The sequence below is a fragment of the Bacillus sp. FSL K6-0073 genome, from assembly GCF_038006085.1.
GTDB classification, from domain to species: Bacteria; Bacillota; Bacilli; order Bacillales; family Bacillaceae_G; genus Bacillus_A; species Bacillus_A cereus.
The window spans coordinates 4,503,169-4,523,407 of record NZ_JBBOUN010000001.1; the positions used below are offsets into that span (position 1 = coordinate 4,503,169).

The window sequence follows — 20,239 nt, forward strand, 5'->3', positions numbered from 1 at the left end:
CAAGATATTGTATGAACGAAATGTGCAGGTGGTGAATAAAAATGGGCTTTATTTCCTATGTTATTTTAGACTTTTATACAGTGCGTACACTCTTTTTATCCACTTACTTTCCAACGCGCCATATTTGTTCTAGCAATATACTTACAACCGTACCTACAAATAAACCATTACCGAATATATATTGCATAATAGACGGCAAGGATTGGAGTGCTCCAGACGGTAAAAACATTACGCCGCTGCCAAATAATACTGCAACGCCTAAGATCGTTACATTCCTTTCACTCATCGGCACTTGTTTTATATTATTAAATCCAATTCCAATTAACTGTACGAACGAAGCCATTAAAACAGCCGATGCAACAGCTGATGGTAAAGATGCTAAGTAACGAATAATACTTGGAAAAAGAGACATTACGACTAGTAATGCACATGCCATTAAGAACGATCGTATATACTTTTGTTTTGTTAAACGTATAAATCCTGCCGTTGCTGGTAACGGAACGACACCTACAGTTGAAAATACAGAAGAGATGAGATGTGAAATCCCCCCAACCCATGTTCCATCTTTCAACTGTTTTTGTTCAATAGTCGCTTTATGAATAGTTGCTTGATTAATTGCTATAATAGCTGCCACCGTATTCGAAACTAAAATACATACCATAACGAAACTGGATACAGCCATACCAGTATTCCATTTTGGAAGTCCCCAAGCAAATATATGTGGAAGTTGCACAAAATGAGTTACTTGAGATGGGATTGTCACTTTTCCTGCAATGAGAAAAATAATCCACCCACTAATTAATCCTATTAAAACTGCATAACTTTTGACAAAGCCTTTTCCAAAATTAGATAGTATAATAACGAACAGAAATATACTAAACGCGATCATTGCTGTAAATCCGTCGATTTGAGAAATAGTAGCTGTAATTCCTAACATTCCTTTTAAAAATACACCACTTAATTGTAAACATAATAAAAGTAAAAACGTCCCTGTCACAAGCGGCGTAAATAAAAATAAAATACGTCCTATAAAACCAGTTACTCCTAATCCTATTAAAATAACACCGGAGATTATTATTCCTAATTCTAAAATTTGCAGTGTACTATGTAATTGATCCTGTCCGGCCGTTGCATAAGCAAGTACGGTAAATACACCAACCCAAGATCCAGCCGGCCCATCCGCAATTGGCAGTCTATGCCCAAGCCACCCTTGTAAAAAAGAAGATATACCAACTACAAAAAACGTACGCTGCATTAAATAAAATATTTCTTCCGTCGTAAGATGAAATAATCCGCCAACGACAATTGGTAGTGCGATTGAATTTGCTAATAAAAATATAAACCATTGCAAAGTTCCCATAATATGATTTTGGTTATGTTGATTGTCCAATTTTTTCATCCCTTCTAGCTTTCCTATAAAAATATATTGTAAGAATAAAAAAGAAGAGTTCTATACTCACCATTAGAACCCTCCTCAAAGTATTTAAACGATTCTTCTACACAAGATTATTTAATTCCACCTCATTTAAACTTCCAACAACAATATTTCCTTTATACACGACTAAACGTTTTTCTGTTTGACGCGCTACTGCTTCAGCAGCGCATGTCGCATTCGTCAAAACAAAGCTCGCTTCATCCCCTACATTCGGCCATACTCGCTTCCCTTCATTATTTAACGTTTCTTTTCCTCCTGTAATAAAGCGGAGTGCTTTTCCTAAAGACCTTTCGTCACTCCACCCAAAACGCTCTGCTAATCGATTCGCCTTTTGAAGCATATCACCTGTTCCAAACGGTGACCAATGATCTGTAATGCTATCATTGCCTAATGCAACCTTAACACCTTTTTTATCTAATAACGGAATTGGGATTACTTGTTTACCAATTGGCACTGTTGAAGTAATATCAATATTTACATTTGCGAGTCTTTCTGCCACTTCTTCAGCCTCTTTATCAGTAACACCACCAAGTCCAAGTGCATGACTAATCGTTACACGGCCTTGCCATCCTGCTTCTTCTGTTAAACTTGCCAATCTCTTCATCGTAAACGTTCCAAGATTATTCGCATCGTGCAAATGAATATCAACATCCGCATTAAATTCTACTGCGATATCCATAATTGTATGTAATGACTTTTCAATGTCATTATCTACTGTAGCTGGATCTACTCCTCCGACTAGATGAGCACCCATACGCATCGCATCTTTCACGAGTTGCACAGAATCACTGCGCAATAATCCATGTTGCGGAAACGCAACAATTCTACTAGACACTCGATTTTTATATGTTTCTAATGCCGCTAACGTCGCCTCCAGATTACCAAGCCCAATAATCGGATCGACATTACAATGCGTTCTAATATTCGTTGCACCATTTTGCAGTAGTAACTCTAGCATATTTTCCGCTCTATTTTGGGCAGTCGCTAATTGCTTTGGTAAAATTTTTTCTTCTTCATTAAAACGTGTAAAAATACTTTCTGCTGGCATACAAGCTTTCCATGGGCCACTATAATATGTTTTATCAATGTGAATGTGCATCTCTTTGAAAGCTGGCAACATTAATAAGTTCTTAGCATCAAAAGTTACTATATCTTCCTCTTGAACAATCCCTTTTATAATTTTTTTAATTCGACCATCTTCAATAAGTAAACTGCATAATTCTGTTTCTGTTTGTGAAATTCTCTCTTCTTCATATGTATATCCTGATTCAAGCATTACGTTAGTCAACCAATATACTGTCATCTCTATTTCCCCACCCTTTATTAAAAATCACCTCATAACTACAAGTTTAATATCCACTGAAAATTAAGACAATTAATACGATCACTTCTCACAAAAAAATGTAATACAACCCCATAGTCTTCTCATAAATTTCCATATAGAATAAAAGTATGCAGTTTGATATAAAAAGGAGTTGATTGGAATATGTCAAAAAAGTTATGTAAATCCGAAACTGATAAAATGCTATTTGGTATATGTGGTGGTTTAGGAGAATATTTTGATATTAGCTCTACTCTTATTCGTATCATTTGGGTTATTGCTGTTTTATGTTTTGGGACAGGATTTTTAGTTTATTTCATTTGTTTATTACTTATGCCACGTTCGTACTAACGGCATTATTTCACATACTTAAGAAGAGAAATCACCTATAGAATCCTATAGGTGATTTTTTCATGAAGAATATTTCATCGTTAAATGTAATACCGCTACTTCTTCTTCTTCATTTTTATAAATATGCTTCTTATTCGCTTCAAATTGAATGGAATCAAACTCATTTAATTCGTATACATCATTCTCCACTTGAATAGACACTTTCCCTTTCATTACCGTTACAAGCTCAATCGCACCTTCATGATGAGCTTCTGGCTCATATATACTATTTGATCGTAAACAAGCGCGGTGCATTTCCATCCCTGTTTCTTTCGTATAACGGAACATCGTTTCTAAATGCCACGCTTGTCCTTCATCTACTGCAAATCCTTCTCCACAGCGCGCAACAGCTACAGGTTCTCCAACAACCATTAATCTGGATAAAGGAATTGATAACCCTTTCGTTATTTTCCAAATGACAGCTAGTGTCGGATTTGTTTCCCCTCTTTCGATCTTTCCTAATGTTAATTTACTAACTCCTGTTTTATGAGCTAATTCTTCTAAACTTAATTTCTGTTCATTTCGAATTTGTCTCAATAACTGTCCAACTTGTTGAATGACTTCTTTCGTTTGCATATCTTCATTTTCTTTCATATATAAAACCACCTTAAAGTATAAAATAGTTTACTTTTAATAATTAAAAGTATATCATACTATACATAATTATTTATTTTCGAAAGGAGTGTTATACTTCATGCGCGCAATTTTATTAGGTCTTTTATCATCGGCCTTTTTTTCTGCAACCTTTATTATTAATAGAGCAATGAATGTATCTGGAACGAGCTGGGCTTGGACAGCTTCCTTCCGTTTTTTATTTGCTCTTCCTATTTTATTCCTTATCGTTTTATTTCGCAAAAACTTTAGGGGATTATGGGAAGATTTAAAAAAACATCCATTGGCATGGATCGGATGGGGTTCTGTTGCCGGTATTGGTTTTTATTCTTTATTAAGTTTCGCAGCTGTCTTTTCTCCAGCTTGGCTCGTTGCTGGAACTTGGCAAGTTACGATTTTAGCTGGTTTACTACTATCACCACTATTTTTCGTGAAAATAGAAACAAAATCAGGTACGAAACTTGTACGTGGAAAAATTCCACTTCGTAGCTTATATGTTGCATTATTTATTTTACTTGGTGTAATTTGTATGCAAGCAACTGCCGCAGGCCATATTACAATGACTCAGTTCATTTCAGGTTTTTTACCTGTCGTATTAGCCGCTTTCTTATATCCGTTCGGTAACCGAAAAATGATGGAGCTTGTTGGTGGACGCCTTGATACGTTCCAACGTGTATTAGGAATGGCAATTGGAAGTCTTCCTATAACAATCTTGCTTGGTATATACGGATTTTCTACTACTGGCATTCCAACATCCAACCAAATACTTCAAGGATTTTTGTTAGCATTATGTTCCGGCGTTATTGCAACGATGACATTTTTCTTTGCTACTGACTTAGCAAAAGATAACCTCGCTCTACTTGGAGCTGTTGAAGCAACACAAGCTGGAACGATGGTCTTTACCGTACTTGGAGAAATCATTTTCTTAAATGGTTCACTCCCTGGAGGACTTTCTCTCATCGGAATGATTATTATCATGTTAGGAATGGTTGCAAATAGTATTTTAAACCGTTCTGTTCCAGTCGTTAAACAGAAAAAATCGGCATAAAAAAAGGGTATGGTTCTATAGAGATGAACCATACTCTTTTTTATTGTCCCCCTATTTCGCCTTATCAGAATAGTATTTCATTGGCTGCTTATACTAAAACTTATGTTATAATACGTTTCATGCGCATTAATAGGAGGTAAATTATGTTAAAAAAAGCAATCGCTGAATTTATTGGTACATTTGTACTTGTATTATTCGGAACTGGAGTAGCTGTCACTGGCGGCGGAATTGAAGGAATTGGAACATTAGGAATCGCTATGGCTTTCGGTCTATCTATTGTAGCTATGGCATATAGCATCGGAACAATTTCTGGATGTCACATTAACCCAGCAGTATCAGTAGCTATGTTCATCAACAAACGAATGAACGCTATGGAACTTTGTTATTATGTATTAGCTCAAATTTTAGGTGGTTTATTAGGAACTGCAACGTTAGTAACAATTTTAAAATCTGCTAAAACACCTTTAGATAATTTAGGACAAAATGGTTTCGGAACTCTTGGTTTATCTGGAGCATTTTTAGTTGAGTTCATTTTAACTTTCGTATTTATTTTAGTTATCGTTGCTGTAACAGGTAAAAAAGGAAGTTCTTCTTTAGCTGGACTAGTAATTGGTTTCACATTAGTTTTAATTCACTTATTAGGAATTCCGTTAACTGGAACATCTGTTAACCCAGCTCGTAGTATCGCACCAGCTTTATTTGTTGGTGGAGAAGCACTTTCTCAACTATGGGTATTCATCGTAGCACCAATTCTTGGTGGTATCTTCGCAGCTATCGTAGGTAAATTCATTTTAAATACTGAAAAATAGAATTTTCAATATTTCTGAATAAAAAAAGGCGAGCCCTCATTATGAGGAAGCTCGCTTTTTTTATTCTTTCATTTTAGACTTTAAATTTGTAACTAATTGATCTACCGTTACATTTGCAAGTACGTTTTCCATCGCTTCTTGCGCTTGCATTAAAATAATTTCTAATACTGATTGAATATTAGCTCCTACTGGACATTCAATGTTGGGATTTTCATGGAAGGAAAATAGCTGTCCTTCTTCTACAACTTCCACTGCTTTATATACATCAAGTAATGTAATTTCTTCTAAATCTCGAGCAAGTGTCGTACCACCTTTACCAGCTTGTACATCAACAAGTCCTGCTCTCTTCAACATTCCTGTAATGCGACGAATCACAACTGGATTTGTATTCACACTACCGGCAATCCATTCAGAGGTACAGCGAGAGTTTCGATCTATCGCAAGTAATGTCAGCATATGAACACCTACTGTAAAACGACTACTAATCCCCATCTGCACACCCTCCTTTTTATTCATTCTATTAAAAGACGACTCTTATCATTATATACTATTTTTAATTTATACATAAAGAAAAAGCATGATTTCAATAAGAAATCACGCTTTTCTCTCATTATTGACGCTTTATAAATTTCGCTAAATCTTTAAATTTCACTTTATCTGAGTAATTCATTACGCCGTTTACGTAAATGCGGCTTGTAACAGCATTTAATACCGCAATTGTCGCCAATAAGACTGCTAATGTTATCGTAATTTCTAGCATACCTGCTTCACCAGCTACAATACGTGAGAAGGTAACCATCGGTGTAAAGAATGGAATGTAAGAACTTACAACGACGATAGTACTATTCGGATCACTTAATGATTTAATACTAATAAAGAATGCAGCCATAATTAAAATCATTACCGGGAAAGATACAGCTTGTAAATCCTCCGTCTTAGACACGACAGCTCCAGCAGCAGCATACATCATCGCATAAAGTAAATATCCCGTAATGAAATAAACAAGAAACATGCTGATAACCTTTGCATCTAATTTCGTAAAGTCAATTGGAATACCAAATAGTGAGGCACTTTCTAAATCGACCCAACCTAACAAATATGGAATAAGATAACCACACGCCAATATGACAAGTTGTAATAACGCCGTTGAAACAACCGCTAAAATTTTCGCATACATCATCGTAAGAGGCTTCACTTTCGGAAGCATTACTTCCATTACACGTGACGCCTTTTCAGATGCAATATTCATTGCGATTGTATTTCCGAACGCTACAATAAACATATATAAAGCAAATGTAAAGAAATAGGCAATTCCGAAAGAAGATGTACGATCTTTTATCGCTTCTTGCTTTACTTGAATTTCTGTTTGTAATTGCTGTGCAATTTCTGGTGAAACATTATTTTTGGCAATCGTCACCATCGTATATTGTTGCTTTAAATATCCTGCCATAATTGCAGAAGTTGCTTGGCTTGGAAATCCATTATACATATATGTAATCGATGGAGCCCCATCCTTTTCCGTCACATGGAATAGACCATCTAAATCGCCTTCTTCTACTTGCTTATGCAGTTTATCAAAATCATCCTTTGAACCAATTGTTATTTTTGCTGATGGCAATAGCTTATTTAGCTCATCTTTTTGTACTTTATATGTGGAACTCTCTACTACAACTGCAATTTTATCTTTATCCTTATTTTTATCATCGCCTGAAGTAAAATGATTAAATGCAAAAATCCCAAACACAACTAAAAATAAAATCGCACTCGTAATTAATGATTTTTTAGATAAAAATGCTTCCCTAAAATAAAATGAAAATACGTGAGAAAATTTACGCATCGTTATTTCGCCCTCTCTACAAAGATTTCGTTTAACGTCGGCTCTAACATTTTGAATTGTCGTAAGCTAACACCTTGCTCTTGCAACTGTTGCAAAATCTTGAGAGCTTCCGCATCGTCTTGTACTTTCACATAAAGAAGGCCTTGTTGTTTTTCATACGATACATGTATAGCTTCTAATCCCTTTTCATTCTCTACTGTATCTTCAATCGTTAAATTACGGAAACCGTATTCTTTCTTAATATCACTTAGCTGTCCTTTTACGACTGCCTCACCTTTTTTCAAAATACATACATGTTGGCAAAAAGCCTCTACTTGTTCCATACGATGACTTGATAAAATAATCGTCTTTCCGCTCTGTACTTGTTCTTCAATAATACTAGCTAACATCCCAGCATTAACTGGATCAAGGCCGCTGAATGGTTCATCTAAAATGAGAAGTTCCGGATTATGAAGAAGAGCAGCAATTAATTGGATTTTTTGCTGATTCCCTTTTGAAAGCTCTCCAGCCGTTTTAAATTTATATTCTGGTATCGCTAAACGCTCTAACCAGTGATCAATAGCATGATCTACTTCTTTCTTCGACATTCCTTCTAATCTACCAAAATATCGCAGCTGATCTATTACTCTACTTTTTGTATATAAACCTCTTTCTTCTGGTAAATACCCAATTGTTACACCACTATTTCCAAATGCTTTTCCATCCCATGTAATCGAACCTTCATTAGGCGTTAATAATCCGAGAAGCATTTTGATTGTTGTTGTTTTCCCTGCACCATTTCGTCCAAGTAACCCTAGTACTTCACCTTTTGGTAACGAAATTTGCAAACCGTTAACTGCTTTTGATTCCCCAAATTGTTTCGTTAAGTTTTGAATTTGTAAACTCAAAGTATAAAGCCTCCCCTTTAGTATCATTCGTGCTCTCTTTCAAAGACTATGTTTATTCAAGACAAAATATAGCACCACGCTTCATCCTCTTATATGTAAACATCGTCATGAATCCATCATTTGTTCTATTTAGTTAAAATTGTAAATAACAAAGTTCTTTTTGTCAATTATAATTGTCATTACGACAATAAAAATTGTCAAAACAACTATTATTATTTTGCTCATCTTTCTAATATAGGACATACTACTATATATACAAAAGACAATATGCAAATGTTCATATAAAAATATTATATTTTAATATATAATATAAAATGATTTTCTAACATCAAGGAGGATACATATGAAGATGAAGAGGGGCATTACCACTTTATTATCTGTAGCAGTTCTATCTACATCACTTGTAGCATGTTCAGGAACACCAGAGAAAACAGTGGCGAAAGAAGAGAAAGTAAAATTAACAGAACAACAATTAATGGCTGATTTATGGTATCAAACAGCCGGTGAAACGAAAGCACTTTACTACCAAGGGTACAACATTGGTCAATTAAAGCTTGATGCAATTCTTGCAAAAGGGACAGAGAAAAAACCTGCTATCGTGCTTGATTTAGACGAAACTGTTTTAGATAACAGTCCTCATCAAGCAATGAGCGTAAAAACAGGCAAAGGCTATCCTTACAAATGGGATGATTGGATTAACAAAGCTGAGGCTGAAGCCCTTCCAGGCGCAATTGATTTCTTAAAATATACAGAGTCTAAAGGTGTAGATATTTACTACGTCTCAAATCGTAAAACGAATCAACTAGATGCAACAATTAAAAATCTTGAGCGTGTAGGTGCTCCTCAAGCAACGAAAGAACATATATTACTACAAGATCCGAAAGAAAAAGGGAAAGAAAAACGCCGTGAACTCGTTTCTCAAACCCATGATATTGTCTTATTCTTCGGTGATAACTTGTCTGATTTCACAGGTTTTGATGGAAAATCTGTAAAAGATCGTAACCAAACAGTAGAAGATTCAAAAGCACAATTTGGTGAGAAATTCATTATTTTCCCGAATCCAATGTATGGTGATTGGGAAGGCGCTTTATATGATTATGATTTCAAAAAATCAGATGCAGAAAAAGATAAAATCCGTCGCGACAACTTAAAATCATTTGATGTAAAATAAAAGAGGATGGCATTCGCCATCCTCTTTTATTTTACTTTCTCTGTTAAAGGCAAGATAAATACTTCCACACGTCTATTCTTTGCCTTTCCTTCTTGCGTATCGTTTGGAGCAATTGAACGGTATTCTCCGTATCCAATCGCACTAAATTTTTCTGGTTGTAATTCTTTATTTTGCAGTAATACTTGCATAAAATTAACTGCCCGCTGCGTACTTAATTCCCAATTCGACGCAAACTGCGCATTGGCAATAGGGACATTATCCGTATGACCCGATACTGTAATTTCACGAGGTGACGCTGAAACAAGTAAGCTAGACATCTCTTTTGCAATCCCTAAAGATTCTAATTTCACATCTGCTTTCCCCGAATCAAACAGTATATTTTCTAATATTGTCACCATTAATCCCTTTTCAGTTAATTTAGTTTGAAAAGAAGAGGATAATTGTTTTTCATTAATATATTGATCAATCTTTTTTTGTAATGCTTTCAATTCATCCATCTCTTTTTTTTCTTTAGCTCTAGCTTCTTCTTGTTTTTTTGCTTGTTCTGCCTCAAGGCTACTTGCTGATAATTCTTTTTCATCATTTGGCTTTTGATCACTTAAAAATTCTTTGTTGCCTGTTCCCCCAGCTAATTCACTTCGAAAAGCAACTGCCATCTGTTTAAACTTCGCAGCATCTATACTACTCATTGCGAATAAAACGATAAACAATGCAAATAACAACGTTAACATATCAGAATATGGAATTAACCATGTTTCATCGATATGCTCATCATGTTTTTTCTTTTTACCTCTTCTATTTTTCTTACTCCGCATTTTTTTCTGCTCCTTTTTCTAGCTTTTTACGCTCAGTTGCAGAAAGTGCACCTAAAATACGGTTCTTCATAATAAACGGATATGTACCTTCTTGTAACATTAATAAACAATCAATGATTAAACGTTTTTTCTCAATTTCAGCTGAAGATTTTTGCTTTAACTTATTTGCAAATGGATGCCATAATACATAACCGGAAAAAATACCAAAAATCGTTGCAATAAACGCACCCGAAATAGCATGACCTAACTTTTCAATATCAGTTAAGTTACCAAGCGCAGCTACAAGACCGATAACAGCACCTAAAACTCCTAATGTCGGTGCATACGTACCAGCTTGTGAAAAAATAGCAGCTCCCTTTGCATGTCTTTCTTCAATTGCCTCTAATTCAGATTCCAAAATCTGCTCTAAATCTTCTGCGGATACACCATCAATCACAAATTTCATACCGCGCAAAAGAAATTCATCTTGAATTTTGTCTAATTGTTGCTCTAAAGACAAAATACCGTATTTTCTACTTTCAGATGTCCAATGAACAAATAATTCTAGCAACTGTTCATAACTTAAATCCTTTTTATTTGAACCAAAAAGAACTTTAAATAGTTTTGGAACCCTTTTTAGTTGATTCATCGGAAATGCAATACATACTGCAGCAAATGTACCGATAAAAATAATTAATGCTGCGGCAGGATTTAATAAGGCTGTTATGTCAGCGCCCTTGACGACCATCCCTACTACCACTGCTACAAATCCTAAAATAAGTCCAATAATTGTTGCAAAATCCATTCCCATTCACTCCTAGTCTATACAAGAAGTTCTCTATTCTCGATAATCGCTACATCTTCTTATGTATATATATTACATAAAAAATGCATTTCATGAAAGATAAGAAATGAATTATATAAAAAAATACTACAAATTCACACATTTTCTGACATTTTCTTTGCATTTCTATTACGTTATGACTCTTATATTCCTTTTCCAACAAACTAGATTTATAATAAAAAAACATTACACATTCTATTAAGAAGGGACTGTGATTACAAGGCATCATGAAAAAGATAATAATTATTTCTGCCACTACTATTGTAATCGGTATCACATCTTTCGCTTACTTTGGTTCTAAATCACCACTACATCATGAAGCGAAAGCTGTCGAAAGTCAAAAACATACTAACCATAAAAAAGAAGAAATTCCTGATTTTCCAAAAGCTGATCATAATGCAAAGAAAATAGACAATGACTTTTCAGTTGTAACAAATCCAAAATCTAACCTTGTCTTAATTAATAAACATCGAAAACTACCAGATGGATACACTCCTGAAGACTTAACGAGACCAAATGTACCATTTACTAGTCCAAAAGATAAAGAAAAAACATTACTACGCAAAGATGCTGCAGAGGCACTTGAAAACATGTTTAAAGCTGCGAAAAAAGAAGGGCTTGATCTTACAGCTGTATCTGGTTATCGTTCATACAAACGCCAAAAGTCGTTGCATGATACATACGTTAGACGCCAAGGAAAAGCCGAAGCTAATTCAGTAAGCGCAATTCCTGGTACAAGTGAACACCAAACGGGTTTAGCAATGGATATTAGTTCAAAATCAGCTAAATTTCAATTAGAGCCTATCTTCGGGGAGACAGCAGAAGGAAAATGGGTCGCAGAACATGCTCATGAATTCGGCTTTGTCATTCGTTACTTAGAAGATAAAACAGATACAACAGAATATGCATATGAACCATGGCACTTACGCTACGTTGGTAATCCATACGCTACATACCTATATAAACATCACTTAACATTAGAAGAAGTGATGGAAGACAAAAAATAAGAGAGCAAATTGCTCTCTTATTTTTCTTTCACTCTATCATTGTAGTAATTTCTTCTTCCATTCTTCAGGCCATGGTTCGCCTCTTCCTGTTTTTTTCGACGCTTGAACCATCATTCCACGACCTACTAAACAAACCTCTCCTGCTTCATTCTTCACCATATAATGTAAATCTAAAGAAGAATTCCCAACCGACCCTGCTTTTACATACACCTTCAACTGTTCATCAAAATATATTTGCTTAATAAAATTACATTGTAAATCCGCAACAACGATCATCGTTTCTGATGATGCATGTGTCCACTCTTGCATAAATCCAAGTTCTTTAAACAACGCAATACGAGCTTCTTCAAAATAAGTAAAAGCAACGACATTATTTACATGTCCAAACATATCTACTTCACCAAAACGAACCTTTACAGGGTTGTAAAACGAAAAACCACTTTCCCATTGCTCAAAGTCTTCAATATAAGAAATCCTCTTCATTGTTATCTCTCCTTTTCATCTTAAAATAAACAGAATAAACAGAAAAATATAGTTATAAATATTGCCTCTTCGATATGAAGAGGCAATATTTATTAATAGTTATTATCGCTACCAAAGAAATCTTTGAACGATTGAATTGTTGTATCACGGTTTAATGCCGCAATTGAAGTTGTTAAAGGAATACCCTTCGGACATGATTGCACACAGTTTTGCGAGTTACCACAGTTTGCTAGTCCTCCATCTCCCATAATTGCACGTAAGCGATCTGCTTTATGCATTTCACCCGTTGGATGTGAGTTGAATAAGCGAGCTTGTGATAACGGTGCTGGTCCAATAAAATCAGACTTACTGTTTACGTTTGGACATGATTCTAAGCAAACACCACATGTCATGCATTTTGAAAGCTCATAAGCCCATTGACGCTTTTTCTCAGGCATTCTTGGTCCTGGACCTAGGTCATACGTACCATCAATTGGAATCCACGCTTTAACGCGTTTTAGAGCATTAAACATGCGACTACGATCAACTTGCAAGTCACGTACAACCGGGAATGTCTTCATCGGTTTTAAGCGAATTGGTTGCTCTAATTGATCGATAAGTGCCGTACATGATTGACGTGGTTTTCCGTTAATCACCATCGAACATGCACCACATACTTCCTCTAAGCAGTTCATATCCCATGCAATCGGAGTTGTTTGGTTCCCTTTTGAATCAACAGGATTACGACGGATTTCCATAAGTGCTGAGATAATATTCATATTCGGACGATATGGAATTTCAAACTCTTGGTCAAAGGCTTGCGCATCTGGCCCGTCTTGTCTTGTAATGATGAGGCGGATTGTTTTCTCAGACATGTTGTTTATCCCCCTTCTCTTCACCCTTAGCAGCTACATCGTGTTTTGAAGAATAATCACGTTTACGTGGTTTAATTAACGAAATATCAACGTCCTCGTAATGGAATGCTGGTGCATTTCCTTCTCCCTCAAATTTTGCCATCGTAGTTTTTAAGAAGTTTGCATCATCACGATTTGGGAATTCAGGTTTGTAATGCGCCCCACGGCTTTCATTACGGTTATATGCGCCAATTGTAATAACACGTGCTAACTCAAACATATTTGCAAGTTGGCGTGTAAATGAAGCACCTTGGTTACTCCATCTTGCTGTATCGTTAATGTTAATACGTTTGTAACGAGCCATTAATTCTTCAATTTTCGCATCTGTTTCTAATAATTTTTTATTTTCACGAACTACTGTAACGTTATCTGTCATCCATTCTCCAAGCTCTTTATGAAGAACATACGCATTTTCGTTACCATCCATCGTTAAAATATTGTTAAATTTCTCTGTTTCGATTAATTCATTTTGCTCATATACAGTAGATGAAACAGCATCAGATGATTTAGAAAGACCTTTCATATATTCAATTGCGTTTGGTCCCGCTACCATACCACCATAAATTGCTGATAATAGTGAGTTCGCACCAAGACGGTTACCACCGTGCATAGAATAATCACACTCACCTGCTGCAAATAAACCTGGAATATTTGTCATCTGTTTATAATCAACCCATAGTCCGCCCATTGAATAGTGAACAGCTGGGAAGATTTTCATCGGTAGTTTACGAGGATCATCCCCTGTAAATTTCTCATAGATTTCAATAATTCCACCTAGTTTAATATCTAGTTCTTTTGGATCTTTATGAGAAAGATCTAAGTACACCATGTTTTCACCGTTAATACCTAGTTTTTGCTCTACGCAAACATCAAAGATTTCACGTGTTGCGATGTCACGAGGTACAAGGTTTCCGTAAGCCGGATATTTTTCTTCTAAGAAGTACCATGGTTTACCATCTTTATATGTCCAAACACGTCCACCTTCACCACGTGCAGATTCACTCATAAGACGTAATTTATCGTCTCCAGGAATTGCCGTTGGGTGAATTTGAATGAACTCACCGTTTGCATAATATGCGCCTTGTTGATATACAGCAGAAGCTGCTGTACCTGTATTGATAATGGAGTTTGTTGATTTTCCGAAAATGATACCAGGGCCCCCTGTTGCCATAATCACGGCATCTGCTCCGAAACTTCTAATCTCCATAGTTTGTAAGTCTTGTGCAACGATTCCTCGGCACACACCTTCATCATCAACAACAGCTCGTAAGAAATCCCAACCTTCATATTTCGTTACAAGTCCTGCTACTTCGTGACGACGTACTTGTTCATCTAATGCGTAAAGTAATTGCTGTCCAGTTGTTGCACCAGCAAATGCTGTACGGTGATGTTGCGTTCCACCAAATCGACGGAAATCAAGAAGTCCTTCTTCCGTACGGTTGAACATAACACCCATACGGTCCATTAAATGAATGATACCAGGTGCTGCTTCACACATCGCTTTAACTGGTGGTTGGTTCGCTAAGAAGTCCCCACCATAAATTGTATCGTCAAAGTGGATCCATGGAGAATCCCCTTCACCTTTCGTATTTACGGCACCGTTAATTCCGCCCTGAGCACATACAGAATGTGAACGTTTTACTGGTACTAAAGAAAACAGTTCAACATTTACTCCTGCTTCTGCCGCTTTAATCGTTGCCATTAAGCCAGCCAAGCCACCGCCGACTACTATAAGTTTCCCTTTCATGCTCTCCCACTCCTTACTGGTTTGCTAGCTGTGGATCGATGAACGCTAATAATGCACTCACACCTACATAAGATAAACCTAAGAAAATAGCTAATGTTACATAAGTAGAGATTCTTTGTGAACGTGGAGATACTGTAATTCCCCAGCTGATGCAGAATGTCCATAGTCCATTTGCAAAGTGGAAAATTGTTGAAACAACACCAACTAAGTAGAATGCAAACATAGCTGGATTGTTTAAAATATCTGCCATCATATCATAGTTTACCTCTTTACCTAACATTGCTTGAATACGAGTTTCCCAGACATGCCAAGAAATGAAAATCAGCGTAACGATACCTGAAATTCTTTGGAAAACGAACATCCAGTTACGGAAATAACCGTAAGAAACCGCATTGTTCTTAGCTGTAAATGCAATATATAAGCCATATATAGCATGGTACAGTATCGGTAAAAAGATGATGAAAATTTCTAGCGCATACCGGAATGGAAGGAGCTCCATAAAGCCTGCAGCTTTGTTAAAAGCCTCTGCTCCTCGTGTTGCAAAGTTGTTTACAATTAAATGTTGCGTCAAAAAGACACCAACCGGGATGACCCCCATTAATGAGTGCCACTTACGAAACGTATACTCGCGGCCTTTCATGTCCCCATTACCCCCCTTGAATGTTTGACTGCTGTTTTCAGATTAGTTTATGACAATAATGTTTTTTCACTATTGGCATAAGAAAAACTGAAAAAATTATTCGAAATATTTCAGCATAATTTGATACCAAGTTCATTTTACTCCTATTTTTGTCGAAGCGTCAAGAAAACGTATACATAATTTGCATATAATTTGCCAATTCTTTTTTTCTTCTTATATATTCAGATTTTCCTAAAGAAAAATCTGTTTTTATAAATGTGAAATGTTATATAATAATCCCTATAGAAAGAGGGGAATATTGTGAGTAAAAATACAATCGATACAACATCTTTAGAAGATGTTTCATTGAACGCCTTCGCTTATGAATTGCTACGTGAAGAATTACTACCTGATTTAATCGGCAACGATTTAGATGGTATTTTATACTGGTCTGGTAGAAACCTTGCAAGAAAATATCCGCTAGAAACAATTGAAGAAGTCATTCAGTTCTTTGAAAAGGCTGGCTGGGGCACTTTAAGCATTGTTGAACATAAGCGTCGTGAAATGCAGTTCCAACTTAAAGGCACACTCATCGCAGAACGTCAAAAACAAAAACGACATTCTTCTTATCAACTAGAAGCCGGATTCATCGCTGAACAAATCCAAAAGCAACGGAACGTCGTTGCGGAGTCATACGAAGAAAAGAAAAAACGTTCTGACTCTATTACATTTCTTGTAAAATGGGATATAAAAGATCTCATTGAAGTGTAAGCATTACCTACAGTCAACTAGACATATCAGTTTAGTTGACTTTTTTGTATTTTCATTCAGATGCGTTTATTTTAAATCTTCAGAAATTATACCAAAAAACAGAAGACGTTGTAAACTACAACGTCTTCTTATCTGTTAAATACGTATAAATCGTCTCCGCGACATTTTTCGGCATACCCGCTTCGACAAATTCCTCTATAGAAGCTTCTTTCATCTTCTTTAATGAACCAAAATGTTTTAACAATACCTTTTTCCGTTTATCACCGATTCCTGGAATATCATCCAATGCTGATTGAATGACAGATTTCCCATGTAATTGACGATGGAATGTAATCGCAAATCGATGCACCTCATCTTGAATACGCTGCAACAAATAAAATTCTTGGCTATTTCTCTCAAGTATCACAGGTTCCGGTGGATCCCCAATAATTAAATGGGAGGTTTTATGTTTATCATCTTTTACAAGACCTGCCATCGGAATATATAATCCGAGCTCATTCTCTAAAATATCACTTGCAGCCGCTAGATGGCCTTTTCCTCCATCAATAATAATCAAATCAGGTAAAGGTGAATTTTCTTTAAGCGCCCTTGTATAACGGCGCCTCACAACTTCTCTCATAGACTCATAATCATCTGGTCCTTGAACCGTTTTAATTTTATATTTCCGATACTCTTTCTTCGCCGGTTTCCCATCGATAAAAGCAATCATTGCAGAAACGGGATTTGTTCCTTGAATATTTGAGTTATCAAACGCTTCAATACGATATGGCGTTTCAATCCCAAGCTGCTTCCCTAAATGATCTACCGCTTTAATCGTTCGTTCTTCATCACGTTCAATTAAGTAAAACTTCTCTTCAAGAGCAATCTTCGCATTTTTATTTGCCAATTCTACAAGGTCTTTTTTCTTACCACGTTTCGGCTGCGTCGCTTCCACTTCTAAAAAGCGCTCTACTAATTCCGAGTCTATACTTCCTGGAACGACAATTTCCTTCGGCTTAAAATGACTACTGTTTTCATAAAATTGGCCGATAAACGTTAAAAAACCCTCTTCTGGTTCATCGTAGATTGGAAACATAGAAACATCACGTTCAATTAGCTTTCCTTTTCGAACGAAGAAAACTTGAACACACATCCATCCTTTATCCACTGCATATCCAAACACATCACGATCCACTAAGTCACTCATAATCATCTTTTGTTTTTCCATAATCGCATCAATATGAGCAATTTGATCACGCAACTCTTTTGCACGTTCAAACTCTAGTTTCTCTGAAGCCTCATACATTTTTATTTCTAGTTCTGAACGAACTTCTTTATGTCCACCATTTAAAAACTTAATAATTTCATCTACAATTTCTTTATTTTGTTCTTCCGTCACTTCTTTCACACAAGGTGCTAAACATTGACCCATATGATAATACAAACAAACTTTATCTGGCATATTCGTGCATTTCCGAAGTGGATACATACGATCTAGCAGTTTTTTCGTTTCATGAGCAGATTGTGCATTTGGATAAGGACCAAAATATTTCCCTTTATCCTTTTTTACGTTTCGAGTAATGAGTAAGCGCGGTTGCTTCTCCGCCGTAATTTTAATAAAAGGATATGTTTTATCATCTTTTAATTGAATATTATATTTCGGATCATATTTTTTAATTAGATTTAACTCTAAAATAAGTGCTTCTAAATTCGAAGAGGTTACAATATATTCAAAATCAACAATTTCTCCTACAAGCCGCAGTGTTTTCCCATCATGTGAACCAGTAAAGTACGAGCGCACACGATTTTTAAGCACTTTTGCCTTTCCGACATATATAACCGTTCCTTGCTTATCTTTCATTAAATAGCAACCAGGTTGATCTGGTAAAATAGCCAACTTCTCTTTCAAATGTTCGTGCACTCGTCTCCCTCCATTTCTACATACTTAGCATTTTTATTTTCCCTTGAAAACATACTATGCCCAAACACCCAACATACGTTCTTTTATTGTAACGGAAAGACTGTAAAAAAGAAAATAAAAAAAGCTACCAAATGGTAGCTTTTTTATTTTAGAAGTGTTTAGAAACTAATTCTACTAACGCTTCTTTCGGTTTGTAACCTAACGCTTGATCAACTACTTTACCGTCTTTTAATACGAAAAGAGCTGGAATGCTCATTACTTCGAATTGACGAGCAGTTTCTTGGTTTTCATCAACGTCTACTTTTACTACTTTTACTTTTTCGCCTAGTTCTGCATCAATTTCCTCTAATACAGGAGCGATCATTTTACAAGGTCCACACCAAGGTGCCCAGAAATCTAATAATACAACACCTTCGCTAGTTTCAGCTGCGAAGCTTTGGTCATTTGCGTTTACAATTGCCATTTTATTTCCTCCTTCAAGTATATTCTACCAAGAGTATATCATTAACTTATATACGTGGCGAATAATATGTATCGTTATGTATTGTAACAAAAAAATGTTCCTTTATACTATATAAAAATACGGATTAAATACTAAAAAGATGAGAGACAGGGGATCTCTCACCTTTTTCTATATATAGGGGTACTTCACTTGGAACTCAAGGGTACTTAAATCATGAATGTACTTTTAACTTTTTAAACTCTTCTGTTAAAAGAGGTACAACTTCGAATAAGTCACCGACAATACCATAGTCAGCTACTTTAAAGATACTTGCTTCTGGATCTTTATTAATCGCAACGATTATTTTTGAGTTAGACATACCTGCTAAATGCTGAATCGCACCAGAAATACCACATGCAATGTATAAGTCTGGCGTAACAACTTTACCAGTTTGACCAATTTGTAATGAGTAATCACAGTATTCAGCGTCACAAGCACCACGAGATGCCCCAACAGCGCCGCCTAGTACGTCTGCTAACTCTTTTAATGGTTTAAAGCCTTCTTCACTCTTCACACCGCGTCCGCCAGCGATAATAACTTTTGCTTCAGAAAGATCCACACCTTCTGCTGTTTTACGGACAACATCTTGAATGATTGTACGTAAATCTTTCACATCAACTGTAATAGAAGATACGTCACCGCTGCGAGACTCATCTTTTTCCAGAGTTGCAATGTTATTTGGACGCACTGTCACAAATAAGATGCCGTCTGTTACAATCTTCTTCTCGAATGCTTTACCAGAATAAATTGGACGAGTGAAGATAACATTTCCACCTTCAACCTCTAAAGCAGTTACGTCAGAAACTAAACCAGCTTCAAGCTTCGCTGCTAATTTTGGTGATAAATCTTTACCAAGTGCTGTATGTCCAAAGACAATACCTTCTGGATTTTCTTCAGCATGTACAGCTAAAAACGCTTGTGCATAACCATCAGATGTATATGATTTTAATTTATCATTTTCAACTGTCACAACGCGATCTGCACCGTAATGAATCAATTCATTTGCAAAAGAGGCAACGCTGTCTCCAATTAGAAGACCTACTACTTCACCGCCTTCTGCAATTGTTTTTGCTGCTGCTACCGCTTCAAAAGAAACGTTACGTAGCGATCCATCACGAACTTCACCCATTACTAATACTTTACGAGCCATAGATTTTCCCTCCTGCATA

At 36.1% G+C, this 20,239-nt stretch carries 21 protein-coding genes; 6 read left to right on the top strand and 15 right to left on the bottom strand.

From position 1 onward, the window contains the following. Positions 1-103: 103 nt before the first annotated feature. Both MHB52_RS23270 and MHB52_RS23275 read right to left on the bottom strand, forming a co-directional pair. Positions 104-1,399 (bottom strand): purine/pyrimidine permease, encoded by a 1,296-nt coding sequence (locus MHB52_RS23270; protein WP_016118683.1) that lies wholly within the window; start codon positions 1,397-1,399, stop codon positions 104-106. A 97-nt stretch (positions 1,400-1,496) separates the two neighbouring features. Continuing rightward, positions 1,497-2,738: an amidohydrolase family protein gene (locus MHB52_RS23275; RefSeq protein ID WP_000219559.1), complete on the bottom strand. Its 1,242-nt coding sequence runs from the start codon at positions 2,736-2,738 to the stop codon at positions 1,497-1,499. A gap of 183 nt (positions 2,739-2,921) precedes the next feature. Between MHB52_RS23275 and MHB52_RS23280 the strand changes: the two genes are divergently transcribed. Then, positions 2,922-3,107, top strand: a complete 186-nt coding sequence (locus MHB52_RS23280) for a PspC domain-containing protein (protein WP_000038411.1) — start codon at positions 2,922-2,924, stop codon at positions 3,105-3,107. A gap of 60 nt (positions 3,108-3,167) precedes the next feature. Here the strand turns inward: MHB52_RS23280 and MHB52_RS23285 are convergent, their stop codons facing one another. Further along, a complete protein-coding gene (locus MHB52_RS23285) occupies positions 3,168-3,740 on the bottom strand; it encodes a helix-turn-helix domain-containing protein (protein ID WP_000661924.1) in 573 nt (190 codons plus the stop codon). 100 nt (positions 3,741-3,840) lie between these two features. On the opposite strand from MHB52_RS23285, the gene MHB52_RS23290 reads away from it, so the two are divergent. Next, on the top strand, positions 3,841-4,806 hold the full coding sequence (locus MHB52_RS23290) for a DMT family transporter (RefSeq protein WP_001201625.1): 966 nt from the start codon (positions 3,841-3,843) through the stop codon (positions 4,804-4,806). Between the two features lie 143 nt (positions 4,807-4,949). Continuing rightward, positions 4,950-5,615 carry an aquaporin gene (locus MHB52_RS23295; protein WP_000913213.1) on the top strand — a complete coding sequence of 222 codons (666 nt, stop codon included), beginning with the start codon at positions 4,950-4,952 and terminating at the stop codon, positions 5,613-5,615. Positions 5,616-5,675: 60 nt separating this feature from the next. On the opposite strand, the gene MHB52_RS23300 is transcribed toward MHB52_RS23295, so the two are convergent. The 3 genes from MHB52_RS23300 to MHB52_RS23310 form a co-directional block, all read right to left on the bottom strand. After that, positions 5,676-6,107, bottom strand: a complete 432-nt coding sequence (locus MHB52_RS23300) for an Rrf2 family transcriptional regulator (protein ID WP_000512998.1) — start codon at positions 6,105-6,107, stop codon at positions 5,676-5,678. 118 nt (positions 6,108-6,225) lie between these two features. Continuing rightward, positions 6,226-7,452 (bottom strand): ABC transporter permease, encoded by a 1,227-nt coding sequence (locus tag MHB52_RS23305; RefSeq protein WP_016118684.1) that lies wholly within the window; start codon positions 7,450-7,452, stop codon positions 6,226-6,228. Positions 7,453-7,454: 2 nt separating this feature from the next. Beyond that, the gene (locus tag MHB52_RS23310; RefSeq protein ID WP_000058117.1) at positions 7,455-8,339 is read right to left on the bottom strand and encodes an ABC transporter ATP-binding protein; all 885 of its coding nucleotides are present in this window, start codon (positions 8,337-8,339) and stop codon (positions 7,455-7,457) included. A gap of 343 nt (positions 8,340-8,682) precedes the next feature. Here MHB52_RS23310 and MHB52_RS23315 point away from each other — a divergent pair, with 343 nt between their 5' ends. After that, the gene (locus MHB52_RS23315; protein ID WP_044796505.1) at positions 8,683-9,510 is read left to right on the top strand and encodes a 5'-nucleotidase, lipoprotein e(P4) family; all 828 of its coding nucleotides are present in this window, start codon (positions 8,683-8,685) and stop codon (positions 9,508-9,510) included. A 26-nt stretch (positions 9,511-9,536) separates the two neighbouring features. Here MHB52_RS23315 and motB read toward each other — a convergent pair whose 3' ends face one another. Both motB and motA read right to left on the bottom strand, forming a co-directional pair. Then, on the bottom strand, positions 9,537-10,325 hold the full coding sequence (motB, locus tag MHB52_RS23320; RefSeq protein WP_001256734.1) for a flagellar motor protein MotB: 789 nt from the start codon (positions 10,323-10,325) through the stop codon (positions 9,537-9,539). Then, positions 10,315-11,109, bottom strand: coding sequence for a flagellar motor stator protein MotA (gene motA, locus MHB52_RS23325; protein ID WP_000344853.1), 795 nt, complete (start codon positions 11,107-11,109; stop codon positions 10,315-10,317). The genes motB and motA overlap by 11 nt, the downstream gene beginning before the upstream one ends. A 266-nt stretch (positions 11,110-11,375) precedes the next feature. Here motA and MHB52_RS23330 point away from each other — a divergent pair, with 266 nt between their 5' ends. Then, the gene (locus MHB52_RS23330) at positions 11,376-12,155 is read left to right on the top strand and encodes a M15 family metallopeptidase (protein ID WP_016118685.1); all 780 of its coding nucleotides are present in this window, start codon (positions 11,376-11,378) and stop codon (positions 12,153-12,155) included. Between the two features lie 36 nt (positions 12,156-12,191). On the opposite strand, the gene MHB52_RS23335 is transcribed toward MHB52_RS23330, so the two are convergent. The 4 genes from MHB52_RS23335 to sdhC form a co-directional block, all read right to left on the bottom strand. Then, positions 12,192-12,638 (bottom strand): acyl-CoA thioesterase, encoded by a 447-nt coding sequence (locus tag MHB52_RS23335; protein ID WP_000822736.1) that lies wholly within the window; start codon positions 12,636-12,638, stop codon positions 12,192-12,194. Positions 12,639-12,730: 92 nt separating this feature from the next. After that, positions 12,731-13,492, bottom strand: a complete 762-nt coding sequence (sdhB, locus tag MHB52_RS23340) for a succinate dehydrogenase iron-sulfur subunit (RefSeq protein ID WP_001291827.1) — start codon at positions 13,490-13,492, stop codon at positions 12,731-12,733. Continuing rightward, the gene (gene sdhA / locus MHB52_RS23345; protein WP_000676750.1) at positions 13,485-15,278 is read right to left on the bottom strand and encodes a succinate dehydrogenase flavoprotein subunit; all 1,794 of its coding nucleotides are present in this window, start codon (positions 15,276-15,278) and stop codon (positions 13,485-13,487) included. The genes sdhB and sdhA overlap by 8 nt, the downstream gene beginning before the upstream one ends. Positions 15,279-15,291: 13 nt before the next feature. Then, on the bottom strand, positions 15,292-15,918 hold the full coding sequence (gene sdhC / locus MHB52_RS23350) for a succinate dehydrogenase cytochrome B558 (protein ID WP_000678354.1): 627 nt from the start codon (positions 15,916-15,918) through the stop codon (positions 15,292-15,294). A gap of 300 nt (positions 15,919-16,218) precedes the next feature. Here sdhC and MHB52_RS23355 point away from each other — a divergent pair, with 300 nt between their 5' ends. Further along, the gene (locus MHB52_RS23355) at positions 16,219-16,668 is read left to right on the top strand and encodes a YslB family protein (RefSeq protein ID WP_000042226.1); all 450 of its coding nucleotides are present in this window, start codon (positions 16,219-16,221) and stop codon (positions 16,666-16,668) included. A gap of 115 nt (positions 16,669-16,783) precedes the next feature. Here MHB52_RS23355 and uvrC read toward each other — a convergent pair whose 3' ends face one another. The 3 genes from uvrC to etfA form a co-directional block, all read right to left on the bottom strand. Then, the gene (uvrC, locus tag MHB52_RS23360) at positions 16,784-18,568 is read right to left on the bottom strand and encodes an excinuclease ABC subunit C (RefSeq protein ID WP_000544295.1); all 1,785 of its coding nucleotides are present in this window, start codon (positions 18,566-18,568) and stop codon (positions 16,784-16,786) included. Between the two features lie 148 nt (positions 18,569-18,716). Beyond that, complete coding sequence (gene trxA, locus MHB52_RS23365; RefSeq protein ID WP_001018943.1) at positions 18,717-19,031, bottom strand: thioredoxin; 315 nt, start codon at positions 19,029-19,031, stop codon at positions 18,717-18,719. A 211-nt stretch (positions 19,032-19,242) separates the two neighbouring features. Continuing rightward, positions 19,243-20,220, bottom strand: a complete 978-nt coding sequence (gene etfA, locus MHB52_RS23370; RefSeq protein ID WP_000101947.1) for an electron transfer flavoprotein subunit alpha — start codon at positions 20,218-20,220, stop codon at positions 19,243-19,245. Positions 20,221-20,239 lie beyond the last annotated feature (19 nt).